Genomic DNA, 24,943 nt, shown 5'->3' with positions numbered 1-24,943 from the left:
TATGAAAGACTTATTAGAATATCGCAATGAACTATTGTGTGGTGAAAAGATTACACTTAGAGGTACAACAGCAGAGGATGAAGCAATTCTAGCAAAGTGGTGGAATGAAGAAACAATGTTGTTGGGTAATCGCTCAAGAATCGTTCCTACTTTTACGGAAGAGAATTCTTCGCTATTTCATAACTGGTCATCCAACCAGGCAAGAACCGGCTTTGGTTTAACAATAGAGAATAAACAGGGAGAAGTAGTAGGTCATATTACTGCATTCAATCTATCAATGCCAGAGATGATTGCGACAATCGGTATCCTAGTAGGACCTGAACATCAAGGTAAGGGTTATGGTACTGAGGCGATGCGTAAAGCAATTCGTATCTGTTTTGAAGAATTAAATGCACATAAAGTGGAGTTGAATGTATTCTCATACAATGAAAATGCAATCAAGATGTATGAGAAGGTTGGCTTTGTGTTAGAGGGCAGAAGAAGAGCTGCTTCCTATCATCGCGGTCAATATTTTGATGTTCTGACGATGGGAATTCTCCGCGAAGAGTATTTTGTAAAATAAATTAGAACTTGTGAGGGTGTCATGATTATAAGGGAATTTCTATCTGAAGAGGCTGAAGAAGTATCGAAGTTGATTGCAAAAACATTAAGAGAAGTTAATATCAAAGACTATACAATGGAATATATTGAAAATAGCATTCAAAAATTGCAGCCAAAAAATATTTTAGAACGTGCAAAATGGAATCATTTTTATGTTGCATATGAGGAAAACAAAATAATTGGCTGTGGTGCAATAGGTCCTTATTGGAATCGCGAGAATGAGAGCAGTCTGTTTACAATTTTTGTGCTTCCTGAATACCAAGGAAAAGGAATTGGTCGAAAAATTATTGAGACGCTTGAACAAGACGAATACTTCCTTCGGGCAAATAGAATCGAGATACCGGCTTCTATAACAGCAACACCTTTCTATTTGAAAATGGGTTATACATTTAAGGGAGATATTACTGAACCGGATGAAGAGATGTTAATAAGATTAGAAAAGTATCGATAAATTTTAATGAATAATAATATGTGAAGAAAAATCAAGCAATGGCAAAATTATCAAAAATGCCGATGGAAAGCGAGATTTTTCTTCTTTTTTTATATTTTTTATCTTGTATAATAATAACAAAGTGGTAGAATAGTGGTAGGAAATGGAGCAAAGTGGAGGGAATATTCAGATGGTGATGTTCACAGGTGAATACAGACACAACCTAGATTCGAAAAACAGACTGATTATTCCGTCTAAATACAGAGACCAGTTGACGACGAAGATTTACGTTACTGAGTGGATGGATGGATGCTTAGCTGCATTTGCGGAAAATGAATGGAACGAGTTGGTGTCAAAACTAAACAAGTTACCAATTACAAATAAAAAAGCCCGTGCCTTTGTACGTAGTATCTTAGGCAAGGCAGATGAGTGTGGTGTAGATAACCAAGGAAGAATCTTACTACCACAGTTTCAGATTTCTGATCGTGGATTTGAAAAATCTTGCGTGATTGTAGGTGCTTCTGATCACTTCGAAATTTGGCCAGAGAAAGTGTTTGAACAATACAACGAAGAATCTATGGGTGAATTAGAAGACTTCGCAGAAGACTTAACGGAGCTATTACAAGCATGAAGCACACATCAGTCTTATTAAAAGAAACAGTGGATTCACTCAATGTAAAAGAAGATGGCATTTACGTAGATGGAACATTAGGTAGAGGAGGACATTCCGGTTATCTGATTTCCAAATTAAAGAGTGGTCATCTATATGCGTTTGATAAAGATAGTCAAGCGATTGCGGAATCTACAGAGAACTTGAAAGATGTGTTGTCCTATATCACGATGATTCACAACGACTTTCGCTCCATGAAGGAAGAACTTGCAAAAAGAGGAATTCATGAAGTAGATGGAATCATGATGGACTTAGGAGTTAGCTCTCCGCAGTTTGATGATCCTACAAGAGGATTTAGTTATCGATATGATGCACGTTTAGATATGCGAATGAATCAAGAACAACAGTTGGATGCATATCAAGTCGTGAATACATATTCCTTCGAAGAACTCTGCCGTATCTTACATGAGTATGGAGAAGAAAAGTTTACAAAATCAATTGCAAGAGCAATTGAAAAACAACGAGCTATCCAACCAATTGAAACAACATTCCAATTGGTGGATGTTATCAAGTCAGCTTTACCAGACAAGGTGTTACGTCAAAAAGGACACCCAGCAAAACAAACATTCCAAGCATTACGTATTGAAGTAAATGATGAACTTGGAGCACTGCAAAAAGGATTGGAAGAGGCGCTTAGTTTGTTAAAGCCTAATGGTAGATGTGCAGTCATCACATTCCATTCCTTGGAAGATCGCATGGTCAAGAATGTATTTAAGGAATATGCATCAACACCTTACATTGACCCGCGCATTCCAATCAAAGCATCGGATATCAAACAAGCAGATTACAACTTAATCACAAAAAAGCCAATCACAGCTACTGATGAAGAGTTAGAAGATAATCATCGCTCTCACAGTGCGAAGTTACGAGTAATAGAGAAAAAAGGAGAATAAGGGATATGGCCAAGATTGTTAAAAGAAAAAAACAGAAAAAAAATACTGCATTTTTAAATTTTTCTATATGGATGTTCATGATTTCTGCTACACTTTATTTGGCTAGTTCCATATTCTTAAGAACTTATAACAATGCCTTAAGTGCTCAGACACAACAAATGGAAGCTGATATCGTAACATTACGTACTCAGAATGATGCACTAAAGGTAGAAATCTTGAACTTAGGATCAAATAACCGTGTTGATGAAATCGCAGCAAGTAACGGTCTAAGCAAGAAACAGGAGAATATTGTCACTATCACAGGTGGATCTAGCAAGACAACTGGAGATTAGAATGGCAAAAAGAAAGAAATACCGTAACGAAGTACGCCGAATATTGATTGTAACATTAGCAGCAATTATGCTGATTGCTTCTAATGTTTTTTTCGTAACCATTGGAAAGGTTCATTTACGTTCTGGTACAGATTTGAGTATATACGCTGATTCTGCCAATACAGTTACTGAGACAAGTTTGGCTTTACGCGGATTTATATATGATCGTAACGGTCAAGTAATCGCACAGGATAATCGTACGTACGATATTGTTTGTGTACTATCATCTGCTCGTCAATCAATTGAAGGACAGATTGCATATGTTAAAGATAAAGAGGGTACAGCAAAGGTTCTTTCTGAAATACTAAAAATTGATTATGACAAAATCATGGGATACTTCTCTCAGGATATTTATCAGACTGAGTTAGGAATTGGTGGACGTCGTTTATCACAGGCAACAAAGGAACTGATCGAATCCTATCATTTACCTGGCATTGAATTTACGGATTCAATTAAACGTATTTATCCAAACGGACAATTCGCATCTAACCTAGTAGGATTTGCTCAACAGGATGATAATGGTATTACCACTGGGCAAATGGGATTGGAACTATACCTTAACTCGTATCTATCTGGTACGAATGGTTCACGTACATACCAGACAGATAAAGATGGTTATCGTTTACCTGGCATGAAGGATGAAGTTGTCAGTGCTATCAATGGTGATGATGTATATCTAACACTAGATACATCCATTCAACAGACGCTTGAACAATCGATGAGTATGACCCAAAACCAATTTGGTGCAGATAACGTTTGGGGTGGTGTCATGGAGATTAAGACTGGCAAGATTTTAGCTTGGGGACAATCCAACTCTTTTGACCCAAATACTCGTGAGATTTCTGATTATACTAACACGGGTGCACAGATTCCTTATGAACCAGGTTCTACTTTAAAGACATTTACATGGGCTGCGGCTATCAATGAAGGTAAGTACAATGGATCTGAATTAACAAATGGTAATTCTTATTGTTATGGTACTGATAGCCAAAATAATCCTATCCGTGCTACTGCAGATAATAGTTTAGGTTGTGTATATAACGCATATCGATATCAATACGGTTCTGTTGATTTTGATACAGGTCTAATATACTCATTAAACTCTGTTGCAGGTACAATTCAAAATGAAGTCATTACACCTGATACAAACTTAGAGTATTTAAGAAAGTTTGGCTTCTTCAATGATGTTGATACGGATGGCTTACCGGAAGCGACTGGTACATTAAACTTTACCTATCCGTCGGATAAGCTGTCCTTATCCTTTGGACAGGGTTCTACAGTAACAATGTTACAGTTGATGCAGGCATATAGTGCTGTATTCTCTGATGGCACAATGGTAAAACCATATTTCGTTGATTCGATTCGTGATGGTTATGATAATTCGAAGTATATCTATAAAGCAAATAAGACAGTTGTAGGCCATCCAATCACGAGTGATACCGCAAAACAACTACAGAGTATTCTCTATCGTGTTGTGAATGATGAAAAGGGTACTGGTCGTGGCTATCGAATTCCTGAATGTACTATCATGGGTAAGACAGGTACAACTGAACTTGCGGTAGGTGGTAGCTATCAATCTGGTAAGTATATTTATTCCTTTATGGGTGCTTTACCAGCAGATAATCCACAAATCTTGGTTTATTATGCATACCAAATTGATTCGAGTGTACCAGTGAATCAACAACCACAGGTAAACTTATTGCGTCGTATTGCGATGCAGTATGGATTTGCAGAACAAGTCGCAACAACACAAGAAACGACAGCAGAAACAGTATCTGTGTATGAGATGCCTTCATTAATCAACCATAGTCTAAACCATGTACAGAATGTGATGGATTCTTATGGTACAGATCTATATAACCTTGGTGATGGAAGCACAGTCATCCGTCAATATCCACAGGTTGGTCAATCTGTCACAACTGGACAAAAGGTATTCCTAGTAACCAATGCAAATACGATTTACATACCAAATATGCTAGGTTGGAGTAGGCAGGATGTTGCAGGATTCTGGCAAGCGACGGGATTAGATGTTAACATCTCGGGTGATGAAACATCCGTTGTTACTTCACAAGATATTCCGGCTGGTTCATACATTGAAAAGGGAACCGCTATCTCGATCCACTTTGGTGGGTAGTCAGGAGTAAATATGTCAATATTTCAAATGAGTTTATATTTTGTACTAAGTCTTAGTATTGTACTAGTGACGATGCCGTTTTTGATTCAGTACCTCAAGAAGCTAAGCTTTAAACAGACAGTAAGTGAATATTCACTGGAAGATGATAAGAAAAAGGCAGGAACACCTATTATGGGTGGTATCTTGTTTATCATTGTACCAGTTGTCTTGACACTGATATTTGTGAAGGATGTATTCCAAGATTTAGATACACTTATCGTGTTACTTGCGTTTATAGGTTATGGTCTCATTGGTTTTGTGGATGATTTCTTAATCGCAGTACTCAAAAACAATGAAGGTTTAAAACCTTTACATAAGTTTTTGATGCAGGTTCTACTTGCGGTGATATTCTTCATGTTATATCGCTCTCACGCATCCTTAGAAATTACATTACCAATTACACGTATTGTATTACCACTCGGTATTGCATATTTCTTCTTAGTACTATTTATGTTTGCGGGTTCTAGTAACGCAGTGAATCTAACTGATGGTATGGATGGTCTATCCTCAGGTGTAAGTATTATTGCCTTGATTCCATATCTTGTGATTACTCTAAGACAAGAAAAGATTGGTTTAGCTATCTTTGTAATTTGTTTGATTGGTGCTTTGCTTGGTTATCTTTATTACAACAAAAAACCAGCACGTGTATTCATGGGTGATACTGGATCACTTGCTTTAGGTGGCGTGTTAGCTGCCTTAGCGATGATTACAAAGACTGAGCTACTATTAATTCTCATTGCAGGGGTACCGGTGATTGAAACACTTTGCGTGATGATTCAGATTGGTTCTGTAAAGATTAGACATAAGAAAGTGTTTCCGTATACACCAATTCATTATGCCTTCCGTATTAAGGGTATGCCTGAAGTTAATATTGTACGTATGTTCTGGCTTGTAGAGGCAATTTTAGCTGGAATTGGACTCTTTATTGGAATTCGTTAATCCTAGATGAAAATCTAGGATTTTTTGTATTAGAAGAGCTAAAACAAGATATAATAGTAAAAAGTATTATCCATTCAAACAGTATTTATCTATCATTTGAATGCTTTGGTAATTAGACAAACTAAATACTTGAAAAAACAGTATAGGATTTTGTTAAAATTTCTGTTTCAAATGGTTATTGAAAGATGTTTTTGGTATAATAACTAAGTTGTTAGGAGGAAGGCATGTCACAAAGTACTTTTGATGTGAATCATCGACTGGTTGAACTTACGATGGTTCTTAAACTACAAAAATTACAAAAAGAAGATTTGCCTACTCTTACATATGTAAATCTTGAGGATTATCTGAATCATTTATGGCGTAATAAATCACCGCGAACACTTAATCAAGCTGTGGATGTTGTGTGGAATGTGGCTGCAAATGATATTGTACGTTTCTTATCAACACAAGCTGTTATTGATGGTGCGAAGAAAAATCTTGAAGATTTTGCGGATGTCATTGGAGGGAATTAACTTATGGCAAAGAATACTACAAAGAAAAGTAAGCTAGCTATTTTTGCGTTAATTGTTCTATTGTTAGGTACTTTAATTGGTACAACAATACGTTCAATTATCTCTAGCTTAAATCTTGGCTTAGACTTACGTGGCGGTTTTGAAATCTTATATCAGGTAGAACCGTTGAATGAAGGTTCTACAGTTGATATGTCTGCTGTGATTAACAGTATTTCAAAGCGTATCAACGTATTGGGTGTTAGTGAACCACAGATTACAGTGGAAGGTAATAACCGTGTTCGTGTACAGATTGCGGGTGCGAAAGACCTTGAAACTGCACGTGAATTAATTGGTACAACGGCAAATCTAACATTCCGTGATGTAGATAATAATGAATTAGCTGATTCATCTATCTTACAAGAAGGTGGTGCATCTCTTGCGTATAAAGATGGTGAACCTATCGTATCTTTAAAGATTGCGGATAAAGAAAAGTTTGCGGCAATGACAAAGGCAATTGCACAAAAAGGTAATGGCGCAAACATTATGGTCGTATGGCTTGATTGGCAGGATGGCGATACATACGCTGCGGAAGCTGCGAAGGCAAAGAATGGTGAAGAGCCTAAGTATATCTCAGCTGCTTCTGTACAAACAGAAATTAATGGCGACTGCATTATCTCTGGAAATTTTACAGAGGATTCCGCAAGAACACTTGCTAACCTTATCAATTCTGGTTCCTTACCAGTCAAGTTAACTGAACTTTCCAGTAATGTTGTCTCTGCTTCATATGGTGCAGATGCTTTACAGGTAACAGCACTTGCAGGTGTTATCGGCGTTGCGGTAGTTATGGCTGTTATGATTCTTGTATATCGTTTACCAGGTTTGATTTCATCTATCATGCTTGCATTCTATGTATGGGCTGTATTTGGAATCTACTCCTTAATGGGTGCTGTATTTACATTATCTGGTATCGGTGCACTTGTATTAGGTGTAGGTATGACAGTCGATGCGAATATCATCAACTACGAACGTATCCGTCAGGAGTTATACAAAGGTAGAAGTGTTCGTGCTGCAGTTGCGGAGGGTGGTAAGTTATCCTTTGCGGCAATCTTCGATGCACAGTTTACAACGCTCCTAGCTGCGTTAATCATGTATATCTGGGGAACAGGTACAGTTAAGGGATTTGCGACTATGTTAATTATCACCGTTGTAATGACATTGGTTCTTAACGTAGGTTTCTCTAAGTGGTTGTTAAATCTTATCGTTGACTCTGGTGTCTGCGATGGAAAGCCAGAATTATTTGCTGTTAAGAAGAGTCAAATGCCTGATGTATCTAAGGGTGAGAAACAATTCTACACAGGTACATTCAAATTTGATTACATGGGTAAAGCAAAGTATGCTGTAGCTGCTGGTATTTCTATTATCGTATTATCTCTAGCGTTAAGTTTCTTTAACTTAGCAAAGGGGAATGGTTTCTTAAACTTAGGTATCGACTTTGCGTCAGGTACAAAGTTAACTGTTACTTCTGAACAAGTTGTAAATGTTTCTGATGTAGAAGCAGAAATGGAAACTTTAGGTTATAAGGGCTTTAGTTACCAGAGTGCTGGTGAACATACTGTTTACGCCACAACGAAGGCTTCTTTAGATAAAGAACAGTTAACAACAATTAAGAAGGCATTTGAACAAAAGTATGGTGTTGAACCTGGTGATAACATCGTTACTCCAGTGGTAGGATCTGAACTTGTAAGAAGTGCGATCATCTTAACAGTTGTAGCTTGGATTGCAATGCTAGCATATATCACATTCCGTTATGAGTTTGACTATGCGTTTGGATGCTTAGTAGCACTTGTACATGACGTATTAATTGTTATTGCAGTGTTTGGTATCTTACGACTTGAAGTAAATATCGAATTGATTTCTGTATTACTCACCATCATCGGTTACTCTATTAATAACTCTATTATTGTGTTTGACCGTGTACGTGAAGAAGTAAACTTACGTAATCGTATCGAACCTACAGAATATCGTTCTATCGCTAATGAAGCGATTGATGAAGCTATCAAGATGTCCTTGATGTCATCACTTACAACGATTATTCCAGTTATCTTCTTACTCATTATGGGTAGTAGTTCAATCTTTACATTCGTATTTGCGATGTTAATTGGATTAATCGCAGGTACAAGTTCATCTGTATTCGTTGCGGCTTATGTATGGTGCTTACTACGTGAGAAGTCCAAACCAAAGCAAAAGTCTACAAAACAAAAGAAAGATAAGAAAGTTAAGAAAGAACTTCTTGATGAATATACCATTTCTGGTATTAACGCTTAATGAACAATAAGCAGCGGGCATACCGCTGCTTTCTTAATTTTGAGGAGGGTGTATGTTAGATGTAAAAGCTGTCCTATTTGATTGTGATGGTTTGATGTTTGAAACAGAACTCATCTCACAACAGATATGGAAGGATGAAGCCAATAAACTTGGATTTAGTTTACCTGAAGATTTCTTCATCAATATTACTGGATCGGGTGGAGAGGAACTAACTCGTTATCTTTCATCCATTCCCCAGGGGATACACTTATTTGAAGTGATGAAGAAAAAGAGATTTGATATTTCTTTTTGGTCATCGATTCAAAAAGATTGTTTGAATAAGAAGGGTTTAGTGACACTCTTTCATTGGCTTAGACAAAATGGCTATCTGATTGGTATCTGTTCCAGCAGTCATCGTACGTATGTGGAAGCGTTATTGTCGACGGTATCTACACCATTAGAGTATGATGCCATTGTTGGAGGAGACATGGTAACACACGCAAAACCTGACCCTGAAATATTCTTGGTTGGTGCTAAAATATTAGGTGTAAAACCATCAGAGTGTCTTGTCTTAGAAGATTCAAAACAGGGTATTACTGCTGCCAAAAGAGCAGGAATGCATTCTTGTTTTATCGAAGATACAATTAAACCAGATCATATCATGAAAGAGATGATTGAATATCAAGCAGAAAATTTAGAAGATGTCATTCAACTTCTAAATAAATAAGTAAGGAGGAAAGCGTATGAGCCTACAAGCATGGAGAGATGAATTTGCAAATAAGAATGTGGTGATATGGGGTTATGGCCGAGAAGGACAAGCTTCATATCGTTTGATTCGACGTTTACTTCCTGAGCAGAATTTAACAATTGTAGAATCAAAAGCTGGTCTATCTCTAGAGAAGGCAAAGGCTGATACGATTCATACATCCTGTCTATGCGAGGCGGATGTTGATTTAAATAGTTTTGATTTAATTCTAAAGTCACCTGGTATTGTGATTCCTGACTGTATTGATGTGAGTAAGATTACAGGGGAAGCAGAATTATTTATAAAACATTATCGTGACCATATTGTTGGAATTACTGGTACAAAGGGTAAGTCCACAACAACATCGCTTGTGGCTGCACTATTAAAAGAGAAGTATCAAGTATGCTTAGTTGGCAATATCGGCATTCCTTGTTTTGAAGCGATTGATGAGATGGAAGCAGGGGCTTACGCTGCTCTTGAATTATCTTGTCATCAACTTGAAGTCTGTCGTTATTCGCCTCAATACGCTATCTTCTTAAATCTTTATGAAGAACACTTAGACCATTACGGAACAATGGAGAAGTATGGTATAGCGAAATCTCATATTTTTACAAATCAGATTCAAGGCGATACAGTGATCATGCATGAAGAGATGAAAGAATTCATCAAGTTATCGTTAAATACGCCTTACTTAATTGGTAAGGATATCACAGCGCATGGTACAACAATATGTATTCCGGGACATCAACTAGACGCATCTAGTGCGAAGTTAATTGGTGAACATAATTATCGTAATCTTGCGGTTGCGTACTTTATCGCTAATAAGTTAGGTGTAAGTGATGAAAGTGTTATGAAGGCAATTGCAAGTTTTAGACCACTGGCACATCGTTTGGAAGACTTAGGAGAATATAAAGAAATTCGTTTTATCAACGATTCTATTTCCACGATTGGCCAATCTTGTATACAAGCATTAGAGTCAATTGAGAATGTGGATACTGTACTTGTAGGTGGAATGGATCGTGGTATTGAATATGATGAAGTAGAAGACTACTTACATGCACGCAAGGATGTCCAGGTCATCTTTATGTATGCCACAGGAAAGCGTATCTATTCTGAAATGGAACAGAAAGGCTTACTAAGACCTGGACTATATCAAGTAGAAAATCTGGAAGAGGCTGTTGCTTTAGCAAAGAAACTAACGCGTCCTCATCATGCATGTGTCTTATCTCCAGCCGCAAGTTCTTATGATCATTTCAAGAACTTCGAACATCGTGGAGATGTATTTAGAAAGTTGGCATTTGAAGAATGAAGTATAACGTTATTGATGTAGACGCAGCTAGTCTACAAGAAAAATATCATATTGGTCTTTTGAGTGCGAAACTATTAAAGGCTTCATCTTTAGATGAGGAGGCTATTAATGAGTTATTTACTACAGAGACTGTACTAACAACTAGTAAGGCAGATTGTATTCAAAAGTGTTGTAAACGTCTATTACAGGCGAAAGATAATAATGAAAAAGTCATGATTGCGGGAGATTATGACGCGGATGGTATCTGCTCAACAACAATCATGAAGATGACACTGATGAAACTGAAGATTGAACATGGTTATTACATTCCAGATCGAATGAAAGAAGGCTATGGATTATCTGCACATACAGTTGAGTTGGCACATCAAAAAGGATATAGCCTAATCATCACCGTTGATAACGGTGTAAAAGCACATGCGGCAATTCAAAAAGCCAATGAACTAGGTTTAGATATTATTATTACGGATCACCACCAGATTGATGAAGAGATAGAAACTCCATACGTTGTTCATCCAAACTATATGGAAAGTGAGTATTGTTATCTTTCTGGTGCAGGTGTTGCTTTACAGATTGCACGCAATCTGATTGGGGATAATGATATTCAAACAGCTTTTGCTTGTGTTGCGGCAATTGCGGATGTCATGCCTCTATGGAAAGAAACTAGACGCATCGTAAAGCGTGGACTAGCTGTATTAAAGCAGGGTAGACCTCGTAGTTTGATTAGTCTTCTAAATCCGGGCAGTGGAGTTGATATGACTTCTATTTCATTCTCTATCGTTCCAAAACTGAATAGCCTTGGACGTATGAGTGATCTTGCGAATGTCAACACAATGATTCCATTCTTACTTTCAAATAATGAAGAACAGATTGCACACTATGCTGCGCAAGTAAATCAGATTAACGAAAAGAGAAAAGAAATCAGTTCTTCTATTAGTGAGACGGCAATTAATATGATTGCAGATGAGAAGTTTCCAATTTTATATCAAGAAGATTTCCATGAAGGAGTGTCAGGTCTTGTGGCCGGACGTATCGTTTCACAGCTCCATCGACCAGTGCTTGTCATGGCTAAGAGCCATGATACGATTAAGGGCAGTGGTAGAAGTGTACCGGGATTTAATCTTTTTGATTTCTTTAAGGATTTTGATAATTTAGCAGCTTTTGGTGGTCATGAACAAGCGGTTGGCATTTCTGTACCTATAGATAAGTTTGAAGCATTCTATCAACAGGTACAAGAAAAGATGGCTGAAACTGGATATGAATATATTGAACCAGTACAGGATGCAATTCGAATTGATGTAGAAGATATTAACTTTAGTAACATCATCGATATTGAATGCTTTACACCATATCCAAAAGAGATGATTGAACCAAATTTTGCGCTCGAGGAAATGAATGTTGTAGAGCGTAAAGAAACTGCGAAGATGGTGAAATATCTTATCGCAAATAGCAGTGGTGGCTTTGAAGCAGTACTCTACAAGAGTAGAAATCTAACTGCACCAATCTTGCCAAAACGTTTGATTGGGAAGTTATCCATTAATAGGTGGCGTAATCGTACAACCTGTCAAATGATACTCGAAGATATTGCCTGAATCTGCTATACTAAAGAATGCATATTACAAAAATTATTTTATCCGCACAGGAGGGGATTTATCATGGCATTAAAGATTGAAGATTACATTGCGTCTGTAAGAGACTTCCCAATCGAAGGAATTCTTTTTAGAGACATTACACCAATTTTAGAAAGTGGTGAAGCATTTAGAGAAGTAACAAATCGACTATGTGAATACGCAAAGAGCGTTAACGCAGATATGATTGTTGGTCCGGAGAGTAGAGGGTTTATTTTTGGCTGTCCAGTTGCGGTTGAACTTGGACTGGGTTTTGTGCCTGTTCGTAAGCCAGGTAAACTTCCTCGCGAAACAATTAGCTGTAAGTATGAATTAGAATATGGTTCTAATGAAGTTCACATGCACAAAGATGCAATCAAGCCAGGTCAGCGTGTTGTTATTATTGATGACTTATTAGCGACTGGTGGAACAGCAAAGGCTACTGCAAAGATGATTGAACAATTGGGTGGTGTTGTAGCTGGTTTTGCGTTTGTTATCGAATTATTTGGTGAAGGAATGGATGGACGTAAAGCGCTTGAAGGCTATGACATCTATGCAATGACTCGCCTAAGCGACAAATAAAATAGAATCGAAGAGTAATCTTCGATTTTTTGCAAAATAGTAGGAGGTGAAAATATGGCTGAACGTAAAAATCCAACAGTATCGGATGTGATGAAAGAGGCAAGTAATTATATTCGATTTCCTGAAAATCTAGCTCTCATTGAAAAAGCGGCTTCGTATGCTTCTGAGAAACATGCAGGCATGTTCCGCAAGAGTGGAGAGCCATATTTTGTACACCTTGTAAATGTAGCATATATTCTTGCGACATTGCGTGTCGGTCCAAAGACAATTGCGGCAGGATTCTTACACGATGTGATTGAAGACTGCAATATTACACGTGAAGAGTTGGCTCAAGACTTTGATGATGAAATTGCAAGTTTAGTTGAAGCTGTTACAAAGATTGGTAATTTAAACTTTAAAGGGAAAGATGATCCAGAATATCAAGCAGCCAACCATCGTAAGATTTTTATTGCGATGGCAAAAGACATTCGTGTCATTATCATTAAACTTGTAGATAGACTGCATAATATGCGTACATTACAATACCAATCTGAAGCTTCTCAAAAGAGAATTTCAGCAGAGACGTTAGATGTATATGCTCCAATTGCTCATCGTTTAGGTATCAGTTCTATTAAGAATGAATTAGAAGACTTGTGTTTCTATTACTTAATGCCAGAAGAGTACTATCATATTGCTCATCTAGTAGAAACGAAAAAGGCAGAACGTGATGCGGCTGTGAATAAGATGATTACAGACATTTCAGAAATGTTAACAAGCCATAAGATTCACTTCCGTATCTTTGGTCGTTCTAAACATCTATATTCCATTTATAAGAAGATGGTACATAAACACAAACGTTTTGATGAGATTTTAGACTTATTGGCGATTCGCGTTATATCACAGACTGAATTAAATTGTTATGAAATTCTTGGATACATTCATGCAAAATACAAGCCGATTCCAGGAAGATTAAAAGATTATATCGCTGTACCAAAACCAAACATGTATCAGTCTTTACATACAACGATTCTTGGCGAAGATGCGAAGATCTTCGAAGTACAGATTCGTACAGAAGACATGGATGCGATTGCGGAACAAGGTATTGCGGCGCATTGGCGTTATAAAGAAGGTTCTCGCTATGACGCTAAAGCCGAACAAAAGGAAATTGAAGATAAACTAACTTGGTTTAGAGATTTTGCGCTGTATAGTGAAAGTGAAACCAATACATCTGCGACAGATTACATGGAGCTATTGCAGAAGGATGTCTTTGAGGCCAATGTATATGTAATGACACCTAAAGGAAGAGTTATCGACCTTCCAGCCGGTGCTACACCAATTGACTTTGCTTATCGTATTCATACGGATGTTGGACATACAATGGTCGGAGCGATTGTGAATGATGCGATTGTCCCGCTGACAACAGAACTACATACAGGTGATGTTGTAAATATCAAGACATTAAAGGGTACAGGTCCATCTGAAGACTGGCTCAAGATTGTTAAGACAGCGCAAGCTCGAAATAAGATCCGTGCATATTTCTTAAAGAAGGAATCAGAGAAACGTGAAGAGAAGATTGAAGAAGGCGAAAAGATTCTGATAGAAGAACTTCGTAAACGCGGTGCTGATCCAAAGGAATTTATGGATCGCAAAAAGATTGATAGTATCTCCACAGGATTCCAAGTATCTAACTACAACGATTTCATGTACGCAATTGCGGTGAAGTCGATCAACCCATCTTTGGCTGCTGAGCGTTTAACAAATGTAAAACAGCGTTCAACAGAAGATGGAAATTTATCACGTGTACTTAATAAAGAGACAGTACATCGTGTTTCTAAATCAGGACTAGTCGTACCTGGCGTTGAATCGATGAAGATGTCACTAGCGCATTGTTGTTTACCAATTTATGGTGATGAAATCATCGGCTATATCACGCGAAATGAAGGTGTGAAAGTACACCGTGTAGATTGTCCTAATATTAGAAATGAGAAAACAAAACTCATTCATGTAATGTGGGAAGATGCAGATGTCGATCGCATGTATGATTGCGATCTCAGTATCATCTGTAATGATCGTCCACACTTACTTACAGATATTGTAAATACAATCTCTCAATGTAAAGTACAACTTGATTCAATCAATGTAACGGTGAATCATGAAACATTAACTTCAACGGTTAAAGTATCAATGCGATTAAAGAATTTAGAGCAGATGAATAACGTCTTTGCAAATATTCGTAAAGTCGAATCTGTGCTTAGCGTTGATCGTACAACACATTAAGAAAGCACTTGAGAAAAGTAAGCGTAAAGGCTATAATACAACTAAATTCAAAGAAAGAGAGTTCTTGTTAGAAGACGATAGAGCGACAATGGTATGGTGCAAGCATTGGCGGATTCTTACAGGATTGACACTCTGGAGAAGGTATCCTGAAAATAGTAGGGATAAACGTATTCCACGTTACGGAAAGAGCGCATGAGAAATCATGAACTAAGGTGGTACCGCGCACAAAGCGTCCTTGGATAGGGACGCTTTTATATTTGTTTAAGGAGGAAAAACTATGAGTTATCAAACACCACGAGGAACTTACGACATTTTACCAGACGAGATGAATCGTTGGCATCACGCAGAAGAAGTCATTCGTGAAACGACGAAGCGTTATCGTTACCGTGAGATTCGTACACCATACTTTGAAGAGACAAAAGTATTTAAGCGTGAAAATGACTCCAGTGACATGGTCAACAAGGAAATGTACACATTTGATATGGGTACACATTCCTATACATTAAGACCAGAAGGAACTGCAGGTGTTATCCGTGCATTTGATCAACATAAGTTATATGGCTCTATGGAGATGCCTGGTAGATTCTATTATCTTGGTGCGATGTTCCGTCATGAAAATCCACAAAAAGGAAGACAGAGACAGTTTACACAGTTTGGTATTGAAAACATCGGTGCAAAATCTCCTGAATTAGATGCGGAAACGATTGCACTAGGATATGACATTGTAAAGCAGATGGGTATCTCAAGTATCAAGGTATGTATCAATACACTTGGTGATGATGCATCTAGAACTGCCTATCGTACAGCTCTGAAGGAATACTTTAAACCACATCTTGAAGAGTTATGTGGAGATTGTCATCGTCGTTATGAGCAGAATCCTCTACGTATTTTAGATTGTAAAGTAGACCATGACAAAGAATGCATGCATACAGCACCAAAGCTTGCGGATTACTTGAATGAAGAATCTAAGGAATACTTCAACCGTGTTCTTGCATGTTTAGATGCACTAGAGATTCCATATGAAGTGGACGATCACCTTGTAAGAGGTCTTGATTACTATACACATACAGTATTTGAAGTTGTATCCACTAGACCTGATAGTGGTGCACAGGCAACCATCTTTGCGGGTGGACGTTATGATCACTTTGTAGAGTATTATGGTGGTCCTGAGATGTCAGGAATTGGTTTTGCGATTGGTATGGAACGCTTAATTAACTTAGCTGCTGAGGAAGGACATGACTTTGGTGATGAAAATCCATGTGATGTGTATGTTATCGGTTTAGGTGATGTAGGAGCATCTGTCTTAAAGACAGTGCAACAGTTACGTCATGCTGGATATAGTGCAGAAGCCAATCTTGTGCAGCGATCACTAAAAGCACAGTTTAAGAGTGTTGATCGTAACAATGCAAGATATGTAGTGATTCTTGGTGAAGATGAAGTTAAGAACAATACAATGAATGTAAAGAATATCTCTGATAAATCACAGGTGACAATCAAACAAGATGAATTATTAGAGACACTCAAACAATGGGAGAATAAGTAATGGAAAGAACACATGAAAATGGTACTTTACGCTTAGCGAATGCTGGTGAAAAAGTTACGTTAGTTGGCTGGGTTGCCAAGCGTCGTAATCTAGGATCACTTGTATTTATTGATTTACGTGACCGTAGTGGTATCGTACAGTTAACATTTGATGAAAGTATTGCGGATGCTGTAAAGGATGTTCGCAATGAATATATCTTGCAGGTATCAGGTACAGTTGAAAAGCGTAAGGATGCTAATCCGAAGATTGCCACAGGTGAAATTGAAATTCATGTTGAATCTGTCAACATCGTTAACAGCGCAGAAACAGCACCTATTACAATAGCGGATGATACTGATACAAGTGAAGATACACGTTTGAAATATCGTTATCTCGACTTACGTCGTTCTGTATTACAGCAGAATATGATATTACGTCATAAGGTATGCATGGTTGCTAGAAATGTGTTGGATAAACAAGGTTTCGTAGAAATTGAAACACCAATCCTAGCAAGAAGTACACCAGAAGGTGCACGTGACTATCTAGTTCCATCCCGTATCTACAACGGTAAGTTCTGGGCACTTCCACAATCACCACAGATTTATAAGCAGTTATTGATGATTGGTGGTATGGAAAAGTACTTCCAAATTGCTAGATGTTTCCGTGATGAAGACTTACGTGCAGACCGTCAGCCTGAATTTACACAGATTGATATTGAAATGAGCTTTGGTGATGAAGATACAATCTTTGCGGTTGTTGAAGACTTAATGCAAAACATCTTCAAGGAAACAAAGAACTATACATTAGAAGATCATTTTGTGCGTGTACCATGGGCAGAATGCATGAGACGCTTTGGTACAGATAAGCCAGATATGCGTTTTGGTAATGAGATTCAGGATATCACTGCTGTATTTGAAAATACAGAATTCCAGGTATTTAAGAATACAATTGAAAATGGTGGAATCATCAACTGTGTGAAGTTTGAAAATGCGGCAGATAAGTATAGTCGTAAAGGGTTAGATCAATTACAAGACTTTGTAAAACATGGCTTTAAAGCAAAGGCACTTGCATACCTCAAGATGGAAAATGATGTATTAACAGGTTCTATCGCTAAGGTGTTGAGTGAAGAAGAAAAGGCAAAGCTAGTAGAGAAGCTAGGACTTGTCAATAATGACTTAGTACTAGTGATTGCGGATAGTGCAAGAATTGTACAGGCATCTTTAGGTGCACTACGTGTACGTTTAGGTCATGAGCTGAATCTTATCCCAAGTGAAGCTACTTACAAGTTCCTTTGGGTAACTGACTTCCCAATGTTCGAGTACAGCGAAGAAGACGAACGCTGGGTAGCAGCACATCATCCATTTACAGCACCAAAGGAAGAAGATGTAGATAAACTATTCACTGATCCAGGACATGTTTCTTCACGTGCTTATGACTTAGTATTAAATGGATATGAACTATTATCTGGTTCTATTCGTATTCATAGTCAAGAATTACAGGCTAAGGTATTTGAAGCGATTGGACTATCACTCGAAGATGCAAAGGCTCGCTTTGGTTTCTTCTTAGATTCTTTCCGTTATGGCACACCTCCACATGGTGGTGTAGGTATTGGTCTAGAACGTTTAATTATGGTATTAGCTGGCACTGATAACATCCGTGATGTAGTAGCGTTCCCAACAACAAATAGTTCCTTTGACTTAATGAGTGAGGCACCAAATGTTGTTGATAAGAAGCAATTAGATATTTTAGGTATTGAAATTTCAAAGCAAGAAAAATAAAAGTGTCAAGACTATTCTTATTTCCCTCTGGTGCTATAATACATGTGCCGGAGGGAACATATTTTTCCTACAATATGATATAAGGGAACTCTGATTGCGTAAGATGGAGTGAAAACTCGTTACGAGCGAGGATCCAGAAGTTTTACCAAGAGTACCCACCTCTACAGAAGAGGGAACTATATCTACCTTCGGTCTTAAGTTTAGATTAAGTCAGTTTTAAAACTGGCTTTTTTTGATAGAATAGAAGGTGTTGAAGGAGGAATTCAATGATGAAGAAGTTAATGATGCTTGTTCTATGTGCATTCATGCTTGGTTGCACTCCAAAGGAACAATACAAATTAGACTATGTAACAGATGGTTCTATCTCACAGTTTACAGAGATTACAGACAAGAATCCATCCATTAAGGAGATTTCATTACCATCCGCTATTACATTCTTTGAAAATAAATATTCAGGTGTAATGGTATTTGCGAAACCTGACTCACGTTATAGTCAAAAGGCATTTGCAGTATTAAATCAAGCTGCAAAGGATGCTGGGGTAACTGTGTATTATGTAGACGTAAGTAGAAAGTTCTACAAGACAGATGAAGAGTTTATGCAGTATCGTGAAAAGGTTGAAGAGTTTATTGACAAAACATACTTAGAGAATCCAAAGGGTGGAACATCTCTCTATATTCCTGATGTTATGGCAGTCAAAGATGGTGCAGTTGTAGATTTCCATGTTGGTATTTTGGAAGATTATGACATCGATGTAAATCCAGAAATGACAGAAGAACAGTATAAAAAGATTTATAACATCTACGCTGATTTAATCAAATTGGCAACTGCAAAAGATGCGGCTAAATAAAACACTGTTTTAGCCGTTGCAAGCATGTACAAAACACGTTAAAATAACAAGGTACATGAAGAATAGGTGGTGTAAGTTATGGAATTTTGGAGTTCATTAGGATTCTTCATTGCTGGTGGATTAATTGGTGCAATCGTAACATTCTTCTTAACAAGAAAATATTTCGAGAAGCAGCTTAAGGAAAATCCACCAATCAATGAGAAGATGGTTCGTGCAATGTTTATGCAAATGGGACGTAAGCCAAGTGAGGCACAGATTCGTTCCGTTATGAAATCCATGAATCAATAAAAGAAGTCTTAGGACTTCTTTTTTTATATACAATGACATAGAAATAAACAAATGATAGGTTATTTATAAAACAATGTTAGTCGATTGTTTTTCGTTGTCAAAAAATCATGGAAAAATAGCGGAGAATAGTGTATTTATTGCGCAAATCTCTATTATTTCATGTGTTTTAGTCTTATAATAGATGGAGGTATTATGAAGGAGGACATATGAGTACTGAAAACAAAAAAGTTTTCGAAGCTATGGATGGTAATACCGCAACTGCCCACGCCGCGTATGCTTTTACGGAAGTAGCCGGTATTTATCCAATTACACCGTCATCGCCTATGGCGGAAAATGTTGATGCATGGTCAACAGCAGGTCGTAAGAACGTGTTTGGAGATCGTGTTAAGGTTGTGGAAATGCAGTCTGAAGGTGGTGCTGCCGGAGCAATTCACGGTGCATTACAGGCTGGTTCTTTAGCTACAACATTTACAGCTTCACAGGGTCTATTATTAATGATCCCAAATATTTACAAGTTAAAGGGTGAAATGTTACCAGGAGTTATCCACGTAGCAGCTCGTACTTTAGCTACACACACATTAAGTATCTTCGGTGATCACTCTGATATTTATGCTTGTCGCCAAACAGGTATTGTTCAGATGTGTTCCCACTCCGTACAGGACTGTATGGATCTTGCTGGTGTTGCACACTTGGTTGCGATTGACCAACGTGTACCAGTAATGCATTTCTTTGATGGTTTCCGTACATCACACGAAATCGATAAGATTGAAGTGATGGACTATGACTACTTAAGAAGCTTAGTTAACCAAGAGAAGCTAGATGAGTTCCGTGCATTAGCACTAAACCCACACACAAACCCAGTTGTTCGTGGTGGAACACAGAACGATGATATCTTCTTCCAGGCTGCAGAAGCTCAAAATAATCACTTCGCAAATATTCCAGCTGTAGTAGCTGATTATATGAAGAAGATTTCAGAGCATACAGGACGTAACTATGCACCATTTACATATGTAGGTGCTCCTGATGCTGAACGTATCATTATCGCTATGGGTTCTGTAACAGATACAATTACAGAAACAATTAATACACTCGTTAAGAGAGGCGAAAAAGTAGGTTTAATTAAGGTTTACTTATATCGTCCATTCTCTGTTGAGTTCTTGAAGTCTGTTCTTCCAGCAACTGTTAAGAAGATTGCTGTATTAGACCGTACAAAGGAACAGGGTGCTCGTGAACCATTATTCTTAGATGTTGTATATGCTTTACGTGATCTTAAGGATCTAACAATCATTGGTGGACGTTATGGTCTATCTTCTAAGGATACAAACCCATCTCATATCAATGGCTTATTTGAAGAATTAAAGAAGGATTCTCCAAAGGAAGAGTTCACAATTGGTATTGAAGATGACGTTACAAATCTTTCTATTGAACCAGTTGATATCACAGTAGATGCAGACTATACATCATGTATTTTCTATGGTTTAGGTTCTGATGGTACTGTAGGTGCTAACAAGTCAACAGTTAAGATTATTGGTAACAATACAGATCTTTACTCACAGGCTTACTTTGCATATGACTCAAAGAAGTCTGGTGGTGTAACACGTTCTCACTTAAGATTTGGTAAGAGCCCAATTCATAGCCCATACTACATTGATAAGGCTGACTTTATCTCTTGTTCATTAGATAGTTACTGCTTCCAGTTTGATATGGTTCGTGACCTTAAGGAAGGCGGAACATTCTTACTTAACACAACTATCCCAGCAGAAGAGATTGCAGATAGATTACCTAACCGTATCTTAGCAAGACTTGCTAGACGTCATGCGAAGTTCTATATCATTAACGCAACTAAGATTGCGCAAGATACTGGAATGGGACGTTTCACAAATACAATCTTACAGGCAGCCTTCTTCCGTCTAAATGAACAGATTATGCCATATAGCACATCCTTAGAATTAATGAAGGATTCTGCTCGTCATACATATGCTCGTAAGGGACAGGATGTTGTAGACAAGAATATCTTAGCTATTGAATCAGGTGCTTCAGGAATCGTTGAAGTAACTGTAGATCCAGCATGGGCTGACTTACAATTCGATAAGTCTGTTAAGGGTACAACTGGTGATGCGTACTTTGATGAACATGTAACACCTATCAACCACTTACAGGGTCAGGATATGCCAGTATCTTCATTCTTAAACTTCGGTGTAACAGATGGTACGTTAAATCCTAATGTTGCATTCAAGGAAAAGAGAACAATCGCAACACTCGTTCCTGAATGGGAAGCTGATAAGTGTATCCAGTGTGGTAAGTGTGGATTTGCATGTCCTCACGCTACAATCCGTTCATTCTTAATGGATGAAGAAGAAGTTGCTACAGCACAAAAGATTGCTGCTGAAAACAACGTTGAATTAACATTGAAGGATCCTTCTCCTGCATATAAGGGAGCTAAGGAAGCTAACCTCAAGTTCAGAATCCAAGTTTCTACACAGAACTGTGTAGGCTGTGGTGTATGTATTACAGTATGTCCTACTAAGGCGTTATCACCAGCTGACGTTAAGACTCAGTTAGGTCAAGAGCCAGTAGCTGATTATCTATACAAGCACACAACATATAAGAAGGAATACGGTAACAGTAATACTGAAGGTGGTATCTCCTTGATGATGCCTTACTTCGAAGTATCTGGTTGCTGCCCAGGATGTGGTGAAGCTCCTTACTACCGTTTAGCTTCTCAGTTATTCGGTAACGATATGTTAGTAGCTAACGCTACAGGTTGCTCAATGATTTACTGCTCTGCTACTCCAACAAACCCATTCGTACAGGATGAAAATGGTGAAGGTGTTGCTTGGGCTAATTCATTATTCGAAGACAACGCTGAATACGGTTATGGTATGGCAATTGCTCAATCATACAAGAGTGCTCGTATCCTCAAGATTATGGAAGAGAATCTTGATAAGGTTGAAGCTGACTTGAAGGCATCATTCGAAGCTTATATCGCTGCTAATGATGACCGTGATGTTCAAAGAACAATCGTTAACAAGTTAGTTGAACAGGTTAAGGCTTCTTCTAACCAAGAGGTTAAGGAATTACTCAAACTTGAAAGAGATCTTGTTTCCAAGTCTGTTTGGATCATCGGTGGTGACGGATGGGCTTACGATATTGGCTACGGTGGATTAGACCATGTAATGGCAAATAACCTAGACGTAAACGTATTAGTACTTGATACTGAAGTTTACTCCAACACAGGTGGACAGTCTTCTAAGTCATCTCAGGCTTCATCTATCGCGAAGTTCGCTTCCGGTGGTAAGCAGGGTGCTAAGAAGGATATCGGTCAGATCTTCATGGAATACGGTACAGCTTATGTTGCACAGGTATCTATGGGTGCTAACCAGTCACAGACAATCAAGGCATTCAAGGAAGCTGAAAGTTACAAGGGACCATCAATTATCATCGCTTACTCACCATGCTTAGAGCACGGAATTAAGGGTGGATTGGTTAACATGCCTAACGTTCAGAAGAATGCGGTTGCTTGTGGTTACACAGTTCTATACCGCTTTGACCCAAGACTTGAGAAGCCATTACAGATTGACTCTCGTACTCCAGACTTCTCCAAGTTCACAGAGTTCTTACTCAACGAAGCTCGTTACTTCAACTTACCTAAGGTATTAGGCCAAGAAGAAGCAGATAAGTTATTCGAGAAGGCTCGTAAGGATGCTGAAAAGCGTTATAACAGACTCTTATTCAAGAAGAGAGTTCAAGACGAAGAAACTTCTGAATAATTAAACTTAAAACATATCCTCTTCATTTAGAGGATATGTTTTTCTTGTTTGTAGATTCATGGTGGTATACTAAAGCAAAGTGAGGTACATATGAAACACTTTCTATTAAGAACTAGACAGGCACTCTTTAGCCCAATTCAAAAAATACAGCTAAACTTACAGCCTAAGATGATAAAAGGTGAACATGCATTATTAGATTTAGTGGATGTATTAAAAGAAAAGCATCTTAGTAGGTATATGGTTGTTACGACAGCTGGATTTATCAAAAGAGGAACATTACAACCATTCTTTGATAGATTAGATGAAAGTAATATCGCTTATAGTATCTTTCATGATGTAAAGCCAGATCCAGAGATTTTGGATGTTGAAAAACTAAAGGAATATTATATTAAAGAAGGTTGCCAAGGACTCATCGCAATCGGTGGGGGTTCTGTCATTGATTGCTCAAAAGCTGCACTAGCTTGTGTTCAAAGTAGTCATCTTACTGTTAAGACAGTATTAGAGACAGGAAGAGTATCTAAAACATTACCATTTTTTGTCGCTGTACCGACGACTGCTGGCACAGGTTCTGAAGTGACTGCTGGTGCCGTTATTACAGATCCAATTAGGAAGCGTAAGTATGCGCTAAGTAATTTATTTCTCATTCCAAAGTATGCAGTTTTGGATGCTTCTCTGTTAACTACATTACCACCTAAGATGACAGCTTATGCAGGTATGGATGCATTGACACATGCAATAGAAGCGTATATCAATCATTTTAATAATCGTAAGACAAATGAGTATGCGCTAGAGGCAATTCAGTCTATTTTCCAATATTTAATTCCTAGTTTTGAAGATGGTTCAAACATAACATATCGTTTAGAACTCTTAGAAGCCTCTTACAAAGCTGGCGTAGCGATTACCAATAACTATATTGGCTACGTACATGCAATAGCACATGGTATTGGAGGAATGTATCATTTACAACATGGTATGATCAATGCGATTATCTTACCAATCGTTTTAGAAGAATATGGAGATACAATCACAAAGAAACTAGCTCATATTGCGGATATCGTAGGTATCGCTGGTCATACAGATCGACAGAAGGCAGAATATTTTATCAAAAAACTAAAAGAAATAAACCGAACATTAGGCATTCCAACATCAATACCAGAGATACAGGATTCAGATATACATTATCTTGCGACTGGTGCAGAGAAGGAAGGAAATCCTACATATCCAACGCCAGTCACTTGGGATGTTGAACATTTTGAAAAAGTCATTCGCAAGATTCAGCAGGGGTATTCGGTCTAAATAAAAGGCTATGACACATAAATGTCATAGCTTATTTTAATGATTAAGCACGTCCAGAGTACTTACCATCAGCT

At 37.9% G+C, this 24,943-nt stretch carries 20 protein-coding genes; all 20 read left to right on the top strand.

Annotation, left to right across the window (positions count from 1 at the left end):
- Position 1 precedes the first annotated feature (1 nt).
- Positions 2-562, top strand: a complete 561-nt coding sequence (locus RYK16_RS06210) for a GNAT family protein (RefSeq protein ID WP_314851403.1) — start codon at positions 2-4, stop codon at positions 560-562.
- A 21-nt stretch (positions 563-583) separates the two neighbouring features.
- A complete protein-coding gene (locus tag RYK16_RS06205; RefSeq protein WP_294208655.1) occupies positions 584-1,051 on the top strand; it encodes a GNAT family N-acetyltransferase in 468 nt (155 codons plus the stop codon).
- A 142-nt stretch (positions 1,052-1,193) separates the two neighbouring features.
- Entirely contained in the window at positions 1,194-1,661 is a 468-nt protein-coding gene (gene mraZ / locus RYK16_RS06200; RefSeq protein ID WP_314851402.1) for a division/cell wall cluster transcriptional repressor MraZ, read from the top strand.
- Entirely contained in the window at positions 1,658-2,593 is a 936-nt protein-coding gene (gene rsmH / locus RYK16_RS06195) for a 16S rRNA (cytosine(1402)-N(4))-methyltransferase RsmH (RefSeq protein ID WP_314851401.1), read from the top strand. Before mraZ ends, rsmH begins: the two co-directional genes overlap by 4 nt.
- A 5-nt stretch (positions 2,594-2,598) precedes the next feature.
- Positions 2,599-2,925, top strand: a complete 327-nt coding sequence (locus RYK16_RS06190; protein WP_294208663.1) for a septum formation initiator family protein — start codon at positions 2,599-2,601, stop codon at positions 2,923-2,925.
- A gap of 1 nt (position 2,926) precedes the next feature.
- The gene (locus RYK16_RS06185) at positions 2,927-5,098 is read left to right on the top strand and encodes a penicillin-binding protein (protein ID WP_314851400.1); all 2,172 of its coding nucleotides are present in this window, start codon (positions 2,927-2,929) and stop codon (positions 5,096-5,098) included.
- A gap of 12 nt (positions 5,099-5,110) precedes the next feature.
- Entirely contained in the window at positions 5,111-6,076 is a 966-nt protein-coding gene (mraY, locus tag RYK16_RS06180; RefSeq protein ID WP_314851399.1) for a phospho-N-acetylmuramoyl-pentapeptide-transferase, read from the top strand.
- A 224-nt stretch (positions 6,077-6,300) separates the two neighbouring features.
- Entirely contained in the window at positions 6,301-6,588 is a 288-nt protein-coding gene (locus tag RYK16_RS06175) for a hypothetical protein (RefSeq protein ID WP_294208674.1), read from the top strand.
- 3 nt (positions 6,589-6,591) lie between these two features.
- Complete coding sequence (gene secD / locus RYK16_RS06170; RefSeq protein ID WP_314851398.1) at positions 6,592-8,892, top strand: protein translocase subunit SecD; 2,301 nt, start codon at positions 6,592-6,594, stop codon at positions 8,890-8,892.
- Between the two features lie 52 nt (positions 8,893-8,944).
- Complete coding sequence (locus RYK16_RS06165) at positions 8,945-9,598, top strand: HAD family phosphatase (RefSeq protein WP_314851397.1); 654 nt, start codon at positions 8,945-8,947, stop codon at positions 9,596-9,598.
- A 16-nt stretch (positions 9,599-9,614) separates the two neighbouring features.
- Positions 9,615-10,925: a UDP-N-acetylmuramoyl-L-alanine--D-glutamate ligase gene (gene murD, locus RYK16_RS06160; protein ID WP_314851396.1), complete on the top strand. Its 1,311-nt coding sequence runs from the start codon at positions 9,615-9,617 to the stop codon at positions 10,923-10,925.
- Positions 10,922-12,514 (top strand): DHH family phosphoesterase, encoded by a 1,593-nt coding sequence (locus tag RYK16_RS06155; protein WP_314851395.1) that lies wholly within the window; start codon positions 10,922-10,924, stop codon positions 12,512-12,514. The genes murD and RYK16_RS06155 overlap by 4 nt, the downstream gene beginning before the upstream one ends.
- Before the next feature lie 63 nt (positions 12,515-12,577).
- Entirely contained in the window at positions 12,578-13,111 is a 534-nt protein-coding gene (locus tag RYK16_RS06150; RefSeq protein ID WP_298664169.1) for an adenine phosphoribosyltransferase, read from the top strand.
- 54 nt (positions 13,112-13,165) lie between these two features.
- On the top strand, positions 13,166-15,367 hold the full coding sequence (locus RYK16_RS06145) for a bifunctional (p)ppGpp synthetase/guanosine-3',5'-bis(diphosphate) 3'-pyrophosphohydrolase (RefSeq protein WP_314851394.1): 2,202 nt from the start codon (positions 13,166-13,168) through the stop codon (positions 15,365-15,367).
- A gap of 277 nt (positions 15,368-15,644) precedes the next feature.
- Complete coding sequence (hisS, locus tag RYK16_RS06140) at positions 15,645-16,910, top strand: histidine--tRNA ligase (RefSeq protein WP_314851393.1); 1,266 nt, start codon at positions 15,645-15,647, stop codon at positions 16,908-16,910.
- Complete coding sequence (aspS, locus tag RYK16_RS06135; RefSeq protein WP_314851392.1) at positions 16,910-18,667, top strand: aspartate--tRNA ligase; 1,758 nt, start codon at positions 16,910-16,912, stop codon at positions 18,665-18,667. Before hisS ends, aspS begins: the two co-directional genes overlap by 1 nt.
- Before the next feature lie 266 nt (positions 18,668-18,933).
- Positions 18,934-19,515 carry a hypothetical protein gene (locus RYK16_RS06130; protein WP_314851391.1) on the top strand — a complete coding sequence of 194 codons (582 nt, stop codon included), beginning with the start codon at positions 18,934-18,936 and terminating at the stop codon, positions 19,513-19,515.
- A 78-nt stretch (positions 19,516-19,593) separates the two neighbouring features.
- The gene (locus RYK16_RS06125) at positions 19,594-19,803 is read left to right on the top strand and encodes a YneF family protein (protein ID WP_006526303.1); all 210 of its coding nucleotides are present in this window, start codon (positions 19,594-19,596) and stop codon (positions 19,801-19,803) included.
- A gap of 206 nt (positions 19,804-20,009) precedes the next feature.
- Positions 20,010-23,573, top strand: coding sequence for a pyruvate:ferredoxin (flavodoxin) oxidoreductase (nifJ, locus tag RYK16_RS06120; protein WP_314851390.1), 3,564 nt, complete (start codon positions 20,010-20,012; stop codon positions 23,571-23,573).
- A 90-nt stretch (positions 23,574-23,663) separates the two neighbouring features.
- On the top strand, positions 23,664-24,869 hold the full coding sequence (locus RYK16_RS06115; RefSeq protein WP_314851389.1) for an iron-containing alcohol dehydrogenase: 1,206 nt from the start codon (positions 23,664-23,666) through the stop codon (positions 24,867-24,869).
- Positions 24,870-24,943 lie beyond the last annotated feature (74 nt).

It is taken from the genome of uncultured Solobacterium sp. (genome assembly GCF_963550625.1).
GTDB lineage: Bacteria > Bacillota_I > Bacilli_A > Erysipelotrichales > Erysipelotrichaceae > Bulleidia.
Note: the sequence above shows the minus strand (reverse complement) of the source record. Positions and strands in the feature narration are given on the sequence as shown.